The sequence below is a fragment of the Streptomyces sp. NBC_01716 genome, assembly GCF_036248275.1.
In the GTDB taxonomy this organism is placed as follows: Bacteria; Actinomycetota; Actinomycetes; order Streptomycetales; family Streptomycetaceae; genus Streptomyces.
The window spans coordinates 4,887,719-4,900,871 of sequence record NZ_CP109181.1; the positions used below are offsets into that span (position 1 = coordinate 4,887,719).

Genomic DNA, 13,153 nt, shown 5'->3' on the forward strand with positions numbered 1-13,153 from the left:
GGGATCGGGACTGCTGGTGGGCGTGGGGTGGTGCCAGGGTTTGGCGCCGTGGTGCGCTTGCGTCATTATGATGGCACAAGAGTGGCGCCATATCGAGTCATTATGGCGCCATCGTGGTTCGGGGTGGCGCCGGGGCTCCGGGCCGGCTCGTGCCGCCGGCCCGGAGCGGAGCGTCAGGCGCGGCGGATCACGATGTCGCCGACGCTCGTACGGCCGTGGATCTCGACCCTCTCCTCGGACTGCTCGGGGCCCCGCGCGCGTCCGAGTTCGTTGCGGACACGGCCCGCTCTGGCCTCCATGTCCAGCCAGGCCGCGGTGCCCTTGGCGATGCCGATCTCCAGGCCCCCCGCCGAGGACTCCACGGTGATCCGCCCCCGTATCACCTGGTCGATACGGATGGGGCCGTTCGACGTCCTGGCGGTGACCGAGGACTCCGCGCGCACGACGCCGACGGGGCCGTTGGCGGAGGTCACCTCCAACTCGCCGGTGACCTCGCCGATCGTGGTCTCGCCGTTGTGGTTCCTGACGGTCGCGTCCCCGCCGATCCGGCCGACCCGTACCCGGCCCGACCCGCGAATCTCGGTCCCGCCCGTCACACGGTCCACCGTGATGTCGCCGTGCGCGGTCTTCAGCCGTACGGTCGTGGCCTCTTCCAGATGGATGTCCCCGGCGCCGGACGTCAGACGGCAGTTGCCGAACCGGCCCTCGCCGATGAGGTCGCCGAGACCCGTGCTGCCGATCAGCTCCGAGCCGGCGGGCAGTTGGACGGTCACGTCGACCGAACCGGTCCTGGTGAAGGGCGAGTGGCTCTTGGGGCCCTTGACGAGCAGTTCGCCGTCCGCGTAAGCGACTTCGGTGTCCTCGGCGGCGAGTACGTCCCGCTTGTCGCCGGGGTCGCTCGGCGCCACATCGACCACGGTGTCGGTGCGCTTGCCGGCGATGATCCGGGCCCGTCCGACCTCGATCTTGACGGTGGCGGAGATGGCTTCGGTGGTGTCGAAAACAGGCATGGCTGTGCCGTCCTTCTGGCGAGTGGAGGTGGGTGCTCTGGTGAGGTGCGCTGGTGAAGCGCGTTGATACGTGGGTGAGTTGGCGTGCCACTCGGGCCTTCGGGCCTTCGGGCTTTCAGCTGACCCAGCCGGTGAAGCGCTGCCCGGCCGCCGCGCCGATGCCCGTCGTACGCCGTCGGTCCGCCGTGGTTTCCAGGGCGGCGGCGACGGAGCGGACCAGCCAGGCGTTGACCGACAGGCCCTCGCGGCCCGCGGCCTCCTCGACCCGGTGCTTGAGCTGGGCGGGCGGGCGGAAGTTGATGCGCGAGGTGCCGCCCTCGTCGGCCTCGTGCGGAACCGGGGGCGCCGGAGGTGTCGGCGCCCGTACCGGGATGTCGGCGGCGTCGAAGGCGTCGACGGCCGGTGGCACCGTCACCACGAACTCGGGGTCGCGCCCGCGCAGCCGCAGGTCCACCGAGCCGGGCGCCAGCTCGCGGGTGACCTCGTCCATCGCGTCGGACAGGGCGTTGAGCAGCGCCAGCCGGACGGCCGATTCGAGCGGGCCGATGAGCCGTTCCGCCAGGGCGCGGGCTTCGTCATCGCCCGCCTCGGCACCGACTCCCAGCTCGTGGCGGAGGTTGTCGACGTACGGGGTGAGGTCCATGACGTAATAGTGGCACCATCATGGCGCCATGGCAAGTTATCTGGCGCCATCGGGCGCCAATCTGTTGTCGGGGTGGTGTCAGGGGTCCTTCCTGTGGCGCTATGGAGTCACGGCCTCATGGCTTCACGGCCTCACCGGGCGGTACGGCGGGATCGGGCGGGAGTCCGTCGAGACCGCGACGTACGCCAGGCCGTCGTACTCCTCCGACAGCCGGACCGCAGTGACCTCGCGCCGGTAGAACCAGCGCGTCACCAGCGCGCCGAACGTCCGCGTCCCGTGCGTGGCGCCGACCCACTCCCGTACGGCGGCGGGCGCGTCGTCCGCCTCGGCCGCGCGCAGGTCCAGCAGATGGTCCGCCGGTGTGGCGGCGGCGAGTTGGGCCTCCACCGCGGTCTTCGGTGCGGGGCCGATCGGGTTGCCATCGGCGATACGGCCCGTCAGCCCGCCGACGCCGCTCCAGGGCCCCGGCCAGAGGCGGTGGGCACGGAAGGTGCCCTCGCCGAAGAGAAGCCCCATGGCGTAGTACCCGTCGCCGTACCGCTCGCGCAGGTGGCCGCCGAGCGGCGCCGGTGCCTCGGCGTCGTCCGTACGGCCCTTCGCCACATGGCTGTTGTGGCCCCAGAGCACCACCTTGGCCGCCGGGTCGTCCAGGATCTCCCCGACCGCCTCGGCCATGTACCGGTCGCGCGCGGCCAGAACCGTGCGCTCCGGGTCCGGGTGCTGTCCGTTGCGCGTCACCAGATCGGCGGCGCGGACCAGGATCCGGGCGTGCCGCACCGCCACGGCACCGGCCGGGGTGTCCTCATGGCCGCGTACGTACTCCAGCAGGTTCACCGCGTCGCGCATCAGCTTCTGCTCCGGGTCCGGGCGCGAGCCCGGATACGCGGTGGCGAGCACGCCGAGCGCGGAGTGCAGGGCGGGCAGCCGGTCGGGCGCCACGCTGGTCAGGAACGCCTCCAGCACCGCCAGCGAGTCCCCGGCGCGCTGCGGGTCGATGCCGGCGAAGCGGACCTGCTCGCTCTCCGGGCGGCCGTCGTTGTACGTCCGCATCCACTCGATCGTGTCCAGGACCTCTTCGGTCCGCCAGGTCCAGAATCCCAGCCCGGTCAGTACCTGAGCGGCGTCGCCGACACCGCCCCGTACGTACGCGTCGACGGCCGGTCCCGCGGACGCGCTCGCCTCCATGGCCAGCGTCGTGAAGCCCAGCTCGGTCACCAGATACTCCAGCAGCCGGTGTTTGAGCTGGAAGAACTCGCGTGTGCCGTGCGTGGATTCGCCCAGACCCACGACCCGTACGCCGTCGAGTACCTCCTTCAGCGGCCGGAGGTCGGTGGTGGGCGCGCCGGCGGTCAGACCGCCGTTCAGGGGCAGGGCGTTCTCCGAGAGCCAGGCCGTCACCTCGCCGGACAGGGTCTCGCGATCATTCGCTGACATGCCGCCGAGGCTACAGCCGGGCGGGGGCGGTATCGGCACGGGGAACTCGGCCGCGGGTGCGGGGCGTTGTCTGTGCGCCCAGGGCGTGTTTTAGAAGTCCCGTCTGGCCCACGACGCCTGGCACGCACGCTCGCTGCGTTGTCGGAGTCATCCAAGTACGTCCAGTACGAGGATGATCCTCCGCCTTGCGATCGCACGCGCCAGACGCCGCGGGCCCCGCCCTGAGGGCGGACGACGCTACTTCTCAAACACGCCCTGGCGCACCGGAGTTGTCCCTGTCCCCAGGCACCCCGAAGCCCCGGAGGCTCGACGCCATGTCTCTGACACCATCCGACTCTTCCCGCCCCGCCGGCCCCTCGCGCCGGGCCCTGCTCGGCGGCGCGGCAGCCGCCACATTGGCGCTCGCCGCGACGGCGGCCGGTGCGGGCGCGGCCACGGCGCACCCGCGCGCCGACCGTCCCGCGCGCCCCGGCCGCGCGTCCTGGCCCACCGACTTCCCGCTGCCCGACGGCTTCCGCCCCGAGGGCATAGCCATCGGCAACGGCCCGTACGCGTACATGGGTTCGCTCGCGGACGGCTCGATCCGCCGCGCCGACCTGCGTACCGGCGAGGGCCGTACCGTCCTGGCGGGCGCGACGGGCGGCGCCGCGACCGGTCTGAAGCTCGACCGGGACGGGCTGCTCTACATCTCGGGCGGCGTGAGCGGTTCGATCCGGGTGTTCGACACCCGTAGGAACAGGCTCACCGCCACGTATCAGCCGACGACCGTCGGCTTCGTCAACGACGTGATCCTGTACGGGGACCGGGCCTGGTTCACGAACTCGAACGCGCCCGTCCTCTACAACGTCCCGCGCGGCGGCAGGCGCCGGGGCAAGGACGACCTGCGCAGCGTGCCGCTCGGCGGCGAGTGGGAGCAGGCGCCCACGGGCATCAGCGCCAACGGCATCGAGACGACGCCCGACGGCCGCGCGCTGATCGTCGTCAACAGCCCGACAGGCAAGCTGTTCCGGGTGGACCCGAAGACCGGGCACGCCACGAACATCACCCTCAAGGGCGCGCCCGACGTCGTCAACGGCGACGGTCTCCTGCGCGTCGGCGACCTGCTGTACGTGGTGCAGAACCGCCTCAACCTGGTCACGGTGTTCCAACTGGACGCCGACGCCCGCAAGGCGACGCTGCGCCGCTCGATCCTCGACCCGCGCTTCGACGTCCCGACGACGGCGGCGCGCCTCGGCAACCGCCTCTACCTGGTCAACGCCCGCTTCACGACGACGCCGACACCGGAGACGACGTACAACGCGGTCGCGGTCCCGCTCCGATAGACGTACACGGACGCGCCTGCCGGACCTCACCGAGAAGACGTGCACCGGGCTCCGCCCCGAGCCCGGTGTACCTCAGCGGTGTCAGAACGGGGGTTCGGCGGCGAAGGTGCCCGTCCAGAGGTGGGTGGACGGCTCGGGTGCGCGTTGCTGGAGGAGCGTCACGGCGTCCTTGACCCGGCCGAGGGTGATGAGGTGGCCGGCTTGTGGGGCCGGGTTGGCGGGGGCGTACGGTTCCAGGACGGCGACGGCCTCCTCGGTGCGGCCGGCCTCGGCCAGCAGGTCGGAGACGGTCCACGCCGCGTACGGGGAGTCGCGCTCGGGGTGCGTTCGCGCCCGCTCGATCGCCTCGTCGAGCCGGCCGCAGTCGGCCATGAGCCGCAGCCGCAGCCGGAACAACTCCCATTCCTCTTCGCCGTCTTGAAGAGTCCGGCGTGCGTTCAGTGCGTCCAGGTGGGCCAATCCGTCCTGGGCGCGGCCCTGGTCGGCGTACAGGGTGCACAGCGTGTCGACCAGCCAGTCGTCCGAGCCGCCGGGGGAGTCCACGAGCGCGGCCATCACCTCGATCGCCTCGTCGCCCCGGCCGTGCCGGGCCAGGAGCCGCGCCCGTCCCACCGCGGCGTGATGCCGGCGGAGCGGTGAGTCGGCCGATTCCCGGTACACGGTGATCGCGCCTTCCACGTCGCCGCGCTCCTCCAGCACCTCGGCGAGGCGCCGTGCGGCGTCCCCGAGGGGTGCGGACGCCGCGTACTCGCGCAGTTCCCCGATCCGGTCGTGCCTGGCCAACAGATCGGCCAGTTCGTCGTGGTTGTTGACGGGGGTGATGTCCTGCCGGGTGCGCAGCAGGGTTATCGCCTCGTCCACGCGGCCCTGGCGTTCACGGATCGTGGCGAGCAGCCCGATCGCCGTGTCGGGTTGGAGGCCATGGCAGCACCACGGGCTGTCGCACCGGTGCCCGGCCGGGATCCGGGCGGTCAGCAGGGCGGCGACGGCCTCGTCGTGGGCCGTTCCCCCGGCGATGTCGACCAGGGCGGTGGCAAGGACCCAGTCCTCGATCCCGGCGCTCAGCAACGTGACCGCCTCGTCCTCGCGTCCGTGCCGGGCCAGCAGCCGCGCGAAGAACTCCAGCGCGGTCCCCCCGACCGCGGCGTACGGCCGCGCCAGTTCGATGGCCTCCTCCGCGCGCCCCCAGCTCTCCAGCGATTCCGCCTTGGCGCGGGCGGCGGGCCACCAGCCGGTGGCGACGTACGGAGCGAGTACGTCCAACGCCTCCGCCTGCCGGTCCCGGTCCCCGAGCAGCCGCGCCCACTCACGCGCGCAGAACCATTCGCCGCGGCCGGCCTGGTACTCCACCTCGTCCTCATGGCCGAGTTCCAGAAGCCGTGTGACGAGGAGCGGAGGAATGCAGCCGGACTGGGTCCGGGCCCGTTGGTCAAGAACAGCAGCGTCCATGAGGGTGCACCCTAGCCACCAGAGAGCGGATCGTCGCCCCAGGTCACCGGGGGTTACTTAGGGCACCCTTTCCTCTTGTGGGGGATGCCTGGTACATATGGAAGTGTTCCATCGGCACATCGGAAGTCTTGCCATGAACCAGGAAAACACCGACAACGACCTCACCCCCTTCACGATCGACCTGACCCCCGACGAAGCCCGGCGGCGGGCCGAGGTCCTGGCCGCGCTGGGGCCCGACTGGGACCCGGTGGAAGCCCTCCGGGGCGAGGACGAGGCGTACGCGCTCCTCTACTCGGGGCTGGACGACGAGCAGCAGCGCATCTACGACCGGCTCGTGGCGGCCGGTGTCCTCCCAGGGGACGAGCCGGGCCGTGCGGCTACCCATTGACCCCCAGGCGGATGCCTCCCGCCGCGCCTGGCTCCCCTGCCCGGTCTGCGACGACGCCCGCCACTGCGAAACGTGCGCGTCCCGCCGCAACTGCGGCGACCACTGGCGCTACCTGATATCCAACAACGGCCCGGTACTCCACCTCCAGTGCCCCCACTGCACCCACACCTGGTCCCTCAACACCCGCCCGGACACGGCGCGTTGAGACCCGTCGTCGACCGGCAGGCTCACGGGTAGAGGCCCGCGCGGAAGGTGAAGGAGACCAGTTGGGCGCGGTCGCGGGCGCCTACCTTTGTCATCGCTCGGACCGCGTGCGTCTTCACCGTGAACGGTGACACCGACATCTGCGCCGCGATCTCGTCGTTGCCGAGGCCGCTCGCGACCAGGACCACCACGTCCCGTTCCCTGGGCGTCAGAGCGCCGAAGCGGCGGAGCAGTTCCTTGTCGATCACCGGGGGCGGGCTGTCCGTCATGTGACCGATGAGCGCGGCCGTCGCGGCGGCCGACAGCGCGCCGCCGCCGGACACGACCTCGGTGATTCCGGCGACGAGTTCGGCGGGGCTCACGGTCTTGCTCAGGAAGCCGTTGGCGCCCGCGCGCAGGGCGGCCAGAACGATGTCGTCCTGGTCGAACGTGGTCAGCACGATCACCCGCGTCTTCTCCGGTGGATGCTCCGCGCGGATCCGGCGCGTGGCCTCGACACCGTCGATGCCGGGCATCCGGATGTCCATCAGCACCAGGTCGACGGGGTGGTCCCGGAGGAAGGGGACGACCTGGAGCCCGTCCGAGAGATCAGCCGCGACGACGAGACTCGGGTCGAGCCGGAGCATCGTCCGGATCCCGGCCCTGATCTCGGCCTGGTCGTCGACGATCAGAATCCGTGTCATCGGACGACGGCCCCCAGCGGGCTGAACTCCGCGTGGACCCGGAACCGCCCGTCGTCACTGTCGATCGTCAGCCGCCCGCTGGAGGACTCCACGCGCTCCCGCATCCCCACGAGCCCGAGCCCGCTGCCCGGGTCGGCGCCACGGGGCGAGCGACCCACGCCGTTCTCCACGGTGACGCGGATCCTGCCGTCGTGCTCCCGCACATCCACCGTCGCCGTCCCCTCCCCGTGCCGGTAGGCATTCGTGAGCGCTTCCTGAACGACCCGGTAGACCGTCACACCGACGCTCGGCTCAACGAAACCGGCCGGGATGTCGAGGGACGGCCGCACGTCGAGGCCGATGCTCTCGAAAGAGGCGATGAGTCCCTCCAGGCCGCTCAGCGCCGGTGTCGGCCGGAGCGCCTCGTCGCCCGAGACGTCGTCCCCGAGGCGCAGAAGCGCGAGGATGCGCTGGGTCTCCACGACGACGGTACGGGCGCTGGCCCTGGCCGATACGAGGGCCTGCCGGGAGGAATCGGCGTCATCGGGCAGCCCGATCTCCGCCGCACCGAGGTGCAGGCTCAGCATCGCGACCTGGTGGCCGATGACGTCGTGGAGGTCCCGGGCGATACGGAGCCGTTCCTCGGTCACCCGCCGGGTGGCTTCGATCTCGCGGGTGGCGATGGCGATCTCGGCCCGTTCGTCCAGGGTCCACCAGTGCTCCCGGTGGATACGGAGCGCGGCCCCCGTCGCACCTCCCGCCATGGCCGAGAAGAGGGCGGCGGCTCCCACGACCGCGCCGCCGCGGAATCCTCCGAGCGTCATGAACGCCCCCAGGAAGAACGCCGCCACGATGGCGGTTCCGACCAGCGGCTGCTTGCCCCTGAGGGTGACCGAGAACAGCACGAGCACGGCCATCATCCACACCGACAGCGGGTCGTGCCCCACCGCCGTGACGGCGAAGGACGCGCCGCTCGTCACGACCAGTCCCGCCCACGGCTTCCACCACGAGAGGGCGACGCCACCGCCGGCGAGGAGCACGGACAGGGCCGTCGGCCAGTCCGACCCCCGCACGATCGCCGCCACGATCTGCCCGGTGAACACCAGCGCGGCCACCGAATAGGCGCCCCGGTGCAGCACCTCGGGGCGGCGGACCCACAGCGGTGCCGCGGGCCCGTCCTGACTGTTCTGCGACGTGACCATGAGCCGATTCTCGTTCGCGTGAGCGGTGGCCGTGTACTTCGAACGATGTAGACGCGGAAGTACTTCGTTCGAAGTACGCGGCCCCTCCCGAGGCGGCTGAAACTCGTCGTCGAGGCGACCGTCTCACTCCGTCACCATCACAACGGGACACTTGATGACTCAGACCACCGTAACTCCGACCCTGGCAACGGCGACGCCCTCCGGGCTCCGCTCGCTCCACCTGATCCGGGTCGCCTTCTCCCTGATCTGGGTGGCACTCGTCTTCTCGACCTCCGCCAAGCTCGTGTCGGCGGACGAACCCACCGTGATCGCGGCCGTGCTGCTCTTCGTCTACCCCCTGTGGGACGCCATCGCCACGCTCCTTGAGCGCCGCCTGGCAGGCACCGACTCCACGGACCGCGTCCGTACCGTGAACCTCGGACTCGGCCTCGCCGCCACCGCCGGAATGGTCGTCGCCGCCTTCTCCACCATCGGGACAGCGCTTCTCGTGTTCGGCGTCTGGGCCCTGCTCGCCGGAGCCCTCCAGCTCACCGTCGCGATCCGGCGCCGGCGCACCGTCGGCGCCCAGTGGCCGATGGCCATCAGCGGCGGACAGTCCGTCCTCGCGGGTGCCGGCATCGCCGCCATGTCCGCCTCGGAGACGAGCAGCCTGTCCACCGTCGCCGGATACTCGGCCTTCGGCGCCTTCTGGTTCCTCGTCTCCGTGATCGCCCTGACCGTCCGCAGCCGGCGCGTCTAGGAGGCGGCGGAACCGGACAGTTCCCTGAGCACCCGCGTCGTCACGGTCAGTTCCGGCACCAGCGCGGCCAGTGTCCGTCCGTCCGGGGTGTGTACGTACACCGTGTTGTAGCAGGGGCCATCGGCCCCGCCCCTGGGGAACGGCAGCCCGGCGACACGCCAGTCGGCGCTCCAGGGCAGATGGCCGCCGTCCGCGTCGTAGATTCCCTCGCGCGTCAGCGTCAGTTCACCCAGCCGCACCTTGCCCTCCCGCTCGTACATCTCGCGGATACGCCGGGTGATCCCCTCCCGGGTGCGGTCGACTATCAGGGCCGACAGCTCCTCCTGCCGGGACGATCCGAGCAGCGGCAACCGCTCGCCGGTGCCCGCCAGGGCCAGCTCGCAGAGAGCGGGGAGGGTCTTCGCGCCGACGCCGGGGAGAGCGGCCCCGGGGGTGGTGAACTCCTGGCGGTGCCAGACGACTCGTACGGCATCCCAGGGGATCACGAGCCGCCCCTCATGGGTGACGAGTACGAGTCCGTCCGTATACGCCTTGTACGGCCGCGACTTCGGCGGGAACTCGCGTACCAGCGCACCGGGGTCCGGCCGGTCGCCGCCGTACAACTCCCCGAGCGCGACGTACTGTTCGGTCCCCTCGTCGGCGTCCTCGTAGGCGGGGGCGGGCGGCGGTCCGCCGAGCGGGTTGGACAGGGGCCGCGCGGCCCGCGCCTGCGCTTCGAGGGCGCGGTGCTGGGCCCGGCCCAGGAGCCCGAGTGCGGCCATGACCGCACCCCCGGCGATCAGCGCGACCCCGCCGCCCCACCCGAACTGGACCCCCACCGCGGCCCCGACGCCCACCAGCAACGTGCCGAAGGCGATGAACCCGGCCAGCATGCGGCGCATGAGACGTTCCCCCTGATCCCTGGTTGCCCGATCCCCGGCCGTGACTCGGTCGCGAAGTATACGAACGTGCTTCCCCGCTCCGGAACGCTAAACCTTTCCACTAATGTGAAGGTTCAAGCGTGGGCCGTCGCCTGCGCGCATGCCTGGTGAGGGAGAGCGGCATGAAGATCGGAGAGCTGTCCGAGAAGACGGGCGTCTCGACGCGGTTGCTTCGCTATTACGAAGAGGTCGGCATCCTGACCCCGTACCGGAGCGCCAACGGCTACCGCGGCTACGGCGAGCCGGCCATCGACCGTGTCCTTCAGATCCGCGAACTCCTCGAAGTCGGCCTGACGACGGAGATGATCCGCGAGGTGCTGCCCTGTCTCGGGAAGGCGAAGGACGAACTGCCGCCCGAGGACTGCCCGGCGGCAAAGGACCTGGACGGGCTGCGACGTCAACTCGGCAACGTCAAACGACGCATTGACGTGCTCCAGCGCAATCAGCGCGCGATCGAGGTCTATCTGCGCACCTGGGAGCACGCCATGGCCGGTACGCCTCAACCCGCTGGTGAGGTCCCTGTCTCGGACTGAGTGCGCGAACGTTCAGTGACGGCTGTCACGGCCGCCGAGCTTGACCTTGACAGTAGTGTCAATCTTTAGCTTCGGCTGGGTAGAGCAATCCGCTGAACAGCGCGAGGAGACATTGCCATGCCCACTGCCTTGACAGGAAAGACCGCTCTCGTGACCGGAGGGTCACGGGGCATCGGTGCGGGGATTGCCCGTGAACTGGCACGCCAGGGCGCGAGCGTTGCCCTCACCTACCGGAAGTCGCGCGAGCAGGCGGAAGAGGTCGTCGCCGAACTGGTCGCCCTCGGGGTGAAGGCGGTCGCCGTGCAGGCCGACCAGTCCGTTCCCCACAAGGCGTCGACCGCTGTGGAGGAGGCCGCCGAGTTCCTGGGCGGCCGTATCGACGTGCTGGTGAACTCCGCCGGAGTCGCCGTGATGGGCACGGTCGACCAACTGGACCAAGACCTTCTCGACGGGGTCCAGAACATGTTCGCCACCAATGTGATGGGGACGGTCGTCACCACCCATTCCGCGACCCGGTATCTGCCCGACGGCGGGCGCGTCATTCTGGTGGGAAGCACCGTCGCCGAGCGGATTCCCACCCCTGGCGTCGCCGCATACGCGGCGAGCAAGGCGGCGATCGACCAGCTCGGTCGCGGGTGGGCGCGCGACTTCGGCCCGCGCGGCATCACCGTGAACGTGGTGCGGCCCGGCGCGACCGACACGGACATGAACCCCGCGGACGGTCCGTTCGCGGCCACCCAGGTGGCCATGACGCCGCTCGGGCGCTTCGGCAGGACCGACGACATCGCAAAGGCGGTCGCCTTCCTGGCGAGCGAGGAGGCGGCGTTCATCACGGGCGCGCTGCTGACCGTCGACGGCGGATCCAGCATCTGAGCCAGGTCGCCACACACCACGCGGAGCTCCGGTGCTGGACGGCACCGGAGCCTTGCCGCGTCTTCATACGGCAGTGGCGGTACCTGTCTTGAGGCTCGTTACGAAGGCGGACCAGGCGGCAGCCGGGAAGACGACGCCGGGGAGTTCGGGGGACTTGGAGTCGCGTACGGGGACTATGTCGGGGAGCCCGTCGGCGACTTCGAGGCAGTCACCGCCGCTGGCGCCGCTGTACGTGGACTTGCGCCACGTCGCCATCTCCAGGCAGTTGCCGCCGCTGGCGTCGCTATACGTGGACTTGTGCCACTCAAGGCTGCTGCGCTTCATGGTCGTAATCCTCCGCCAACTGGTCGATGAGGGCCAGGGAGTCGCGCGGTGACAGCGCGCTGGCCCCGACCAGATCGTATGCCAGCTCGTACTGCGCGACGGAGGCTGGATCGTCTAGCAGTTGGCCTGACCCCATGCTCTGGAGATAGGCGAGCGGAGGGGCGTCGGAGAAGGACATCAGCTTTAGTGCGCCCTCAAGAGCCATGTGCGCGCCTGCGCTGAACGGCAGCACCTGCACGATGACTCGGTGACGGCGCGCCAGGCTCGCCACACGGCGCACTGCCTCCGCCATCACAGCCGCGTCGCCCACCTGCCGTCGCAGCGTCGCCTCATCCAGAATTCCCCAAAACAGTGGGGTAGTTGGATCCGACAGCAGCTTGGCTCGTTCCAGTCGAGCTTCGACCAGTTCGTCGATCACGTCCTGCGTGGCAGTCGGACGACCCGCACGGAACACCGCTCGCGCGTACGCCTCCGTCTGCAACAACCCCGGGATCAGCAATGGCGCGTACTCCTTGATTGCCGCTGCGATCGCCTCCGCCTCCGCCGCGTCGGCGAAGTGGTCCGGGTACTTCGACTTCGTCGCCGCGTCGCAGTTCCGCTCGAAGAAGCCGTTCGTGCCCAGGATCTCGTCCAGCTTCACCGCGTACTCCAGTTGCATCCGCCGCGTGCCCGACTCAAGTTGGCCGATGAACGCCCCACTCACGAACAGGGGCGCGCCCAGTGCCTCCTGGGTCATTCCCGCTCTCTCCCGTGCGTGCCGCAGCTCCGCTCCCAGCAGCGCTCGTGGTGAGGACGACGGGTCGAGCTTCTTGGGGCCGGGCATGGCAACTCCCATCAACGGCACGTTAATCACGTGGGCTTGTTGGCCGAATGTCTCTGTTCAGGCTAACCACAGACAACCACGCTGTGTGGTGAAAGAGGGCACTCAGAGTGGAGGTTGGCGTTCAGTGGACAAGACTGGGAAAGAGCGGCGCAAAGCGGCTGTGGATCAGGTAAGGGCGGCGGAGGAAGCCGTCGCGCAGCTCAAGTCCGGGCTCGCGGCGGCCGGGATCAAACTCCCGTCGCTGCGGGTCGACCCGGTCTCGTGCGCGGGCAACGAGCCGGCCAATCCGCTGGTGGAGCTGGGGCGTTGCAACCTGGCGACCGCGCGGCAGATGGCGGCGGCGCTGGAAGAAGGGGCCCGGCCATGAGCGGCTGCGCGGGCGGCGGGTTCGTGCCGGTGGTCGGGACGTACGCCGTGGATTCGCGGGACGGACGTGTGGGCCGGGTGATGGCGCTGGAGGACAACTGCGTACAGCTACGGCCGCCGGGCGGCGGTGTGGAGTGGGACGTTCCACCGGGCTGGATCCATCCGGCCCCGCCGAACGAGCTGCTGCGCGCGAAGGTCACGGAACTGAACCGCGCGCGGCGCCTGCCGTGAGCCCGGCATAGGGGGCCGCACTTCCCCGGG

The 13,153-nt window shown here is 70.4% G+C and carries 17 protein-coding genes; 8 read left to right on the plus strand and 9 right to left on the minus strand.

Annotated elements, in window-relative coordinates; translation table 11 throughout:
• Positions 1–173: 173 nt before the first annotated feature.
• From OIE74_RS21550 to OIE74_RS21560, 3 genes are all read right to left on the minus strand, one after another.
• Positions 174–1,010 carry a DUF4097 family beta strand repeat-containing protein gene (locus OIE74_RS21550; protein ID WP_329386129.1) on the minus strand — a complete coding sequence of 279 codons (837 nt, stop codon included), beginning with the start codon at positions 1,008–1,010 and terminating at the stop codon, positions 174–176.
• Positions 1,011–1,125: 115 nt separating this feature from the next.
• The gene (locus OIE74_RS21555; protein WP_329386131.1) at positions 1,126–1,653 is read right to left on the minus strand and encodes a hypothetical protein; all 528 of its coding nucleotides are present in this window, start codon (positions 1,651–1,653) and stop codon (positions 1,126–1,128) included.
• Between the two features lie 123 nt (positions 1,654–1,776).
• Entirely contained in the window at positions 1,777–3,087 is a 1,311-nt protein-coding gene (locus tag OIE74_RS21560; RefSeq protein WP_329386133.1) for an erythromycin esterase family protein, read from the minus strand.
• A 314-nt stretch (positions 3,088–3,401) separates the two neighbouring features.
• Here OIE74_RS21560 and OIE74_RS21565 point away from each other — a divergent pair, with 314 nt between their 5' ends.
• A complete protein-coding gene (locus OIE74_RS21565) occupies positions 3,402–4,409 on the plus strand; it encodes a superoxide dismutase (RefSeq protein ID WP_329386135.1) in 1,008 nt (335 codons plus the stop codon).
• An 81-nt stretch (positions 4,410–4,490) separates the two neighbouring features.
• On the opposite strand, the gene OIE74_RS21570 is transcribed toward OIE74_RS21565, so the two are convergent.
• Entirely contained in the window at positions 4,491–5,858 is a 1,368-nt protein-coding gene (locus OIE74_RS21570; RefSeq protein ID WP_329386136.1) for a tetratricopeptide repeat protein, read from the minus strand.
• 133 nt (positions 5,859–5,991) lie between these two features.
• On the opposite strand from OIE74_RS21570, the gene OIE74_RS21575 reads away from it, so the two are divergent.
• On the plus strand, positions 5,992–6,246 hold the full coding sequence (locus OIE74_RS21575; protein ID WP_329386138.1) for a DUF6400 family protein: 255 nt from the start codon (positions 5,992–5,994) through the stop codon (positions 6,244–6,246).
• Entirely contained in the window at positions 6,230–6,451 is a 222-nt protein-coding gene (locus OIE74_RS21580) for a hypothetical protein (protein WP_329386140.1), read from the plus strand. Before OIE74_RS21575 ends, OIE74_RS21580 begins: the two co-directional genes overlap by 17 nt.
• Before the next feature lie 22 nt (positions 6,452–6,473).
• Here the strand turns inward: OIE74_RS21580 and OIE74_RS21585 are convergent, their stop codons facing one another.
• On the minus strand, positions 6,474–7,133 hold the full coding sequence (locus OIE74_RS21585) for a response regulator transcription factor (RefSeq protein ID WP_329386142.1): 660 nt from the start codon (positions 7,131–7,133) through the stop codon (positions 6,474–6,476).
• A complete protein-coding gene (locus OIE74_RS21590; protein WP_329386144.1) occupies positions 7,130–8,314 on the minus strand; it encodes a sensor histidine kinase in 1,185 nt (394 codons plus the stop codon). The genes OIE74_RS21585 and OIE74_RS21590 overlap by 4 nt, the downstream gene beginning before the upstream one ends.
• A gap of 154 nt (positions 8,315–8,468) precedes the next feature.
• Here OIE74_RS21590 and OIE74_RS21595 point away from each other — a divergent pair, with 154 nt between their 5' ends.
• Complete coding sequence (locus OIE74_RS21595; RefSeq protein WP_329386146.1) at positions 8,469–9,053, plus strand: hypothetical protein; 585 nt, start codon at positions 8,469–8,471, stop codon at positions 9,051–9,053.
• Here the strand turns inward: OIE74_RS21595 and OIE74_RS21600 are convergent.
• A complete protein-coding gene (locus OIE74_RS21600; protein WP_329386148.1) occupies positions 9,050–9,934 on the minus strand; it encodes a hypothetical protein in 885 nt (294 codons plus the stop codon). The two genes, OIE74_RS21595 and OIE74_RS21600, sit on opposite strands and share 4 nt — an antisense overlap.
• Positions 9,935–10,095: 161 nt before the next feature.
• On the opposite strand from OIE74_RS21600, the gene OIE74_RS21605 reads away from it, so the two are divergent.
• Together OIE74_RS21605 and OIE74_RS21610 are read left to right on the plus strand one after the other, a co-directional pair.
• Positions 10,096–10,506 carry a MerR family transcriptional regulator gene (locus OIE74_RS21605; RefSeq protein WP_329386150.1) on the plus strand — a complete coding sequence of 137 codons (411 nt, stop codon included), beginning with the start codon at positions 10,096–10,098 and terminating at the stop codon, positions 10,504–10,506.
• Positions 10,507–10,623: 117 nt separating this feature from the next.
• Positions 10,624–11,379: an SDR family NAD(P)-dependent oxidoreductase gene (locus OIE74_RS21610; RefSeq protein WP_329386152.1), complete on the plus strand. Its 756-nt coding sequence runs from the start codon at positions 10,624–10,626 to the stop codon at positions 11,377–11,379.
• A 63-nt stretch (positions 11,380–11,442) separates the two neighbouring features.
• Here OIE74_RS21610 and OIE74_RS21615 read toward each other — a convergent pair whose 3' ends face one another.
• On the minus strand, positions 11,443–11,703 hold the full coding sequence (locus tag OIE74_RS21615) for a DUF397 domain-containing protein (protein WP_329386154.1): 261 nt from the start codon (positions 11,701–11,703) through the stop codon (positions 11,443–11,445).
• Complete coding sequence (locus OIE74_RS21620; RefSeq protein WP_329386156.1) at positions 11,684–12,526, minus strand: helix-turn-helix domain-containing protein; 843 nt, start codon at positions 12,524–12,526, stop codon at positions 11,684–11,686. The genes OIE74_RS21615 and OIE74_RS21620 overlap by 20 nt, the downstream gene beginning before the upstream one ends.
• Before the next feature lie 124 nt (positions 12,527–12,650).
• On the opposite strand from OIE74_RS21620, the gene OIE74_RS21625 reads away from it, so the two are divergent.
• Together OIE74_RS21625 and OIE74_RS21630 are read left to right on the plus strand one after the other, a co-directional pair.
• Positions 12,651–12,893 (plus strand): hypothetical protein, encoded by a 243-nt coding sequence (locus OIE74_RS21625; RefSeq protein WP_329386158.1) that lies wholly within the window; start codon positions 12,651–12,653, stop codon positions 12,891–12,893.
• On the plus strand, positions 12,890–13,123 hold the full coding sequence (locus tag OIE74_RS21630) for a hypothetical protein (RefSeq protein ID WP_329386160.1): 234 nt from the start codon (positions 12,890–12,892) through the stop codon (positions 13,121–13,123). Before OIE74_RS21625 ends, OIE74_RS21630 begins: the two co-directional genes overlap by 4 nt.
• Positions 13,124–13,153: the final 30 nt, after the last annotated feature.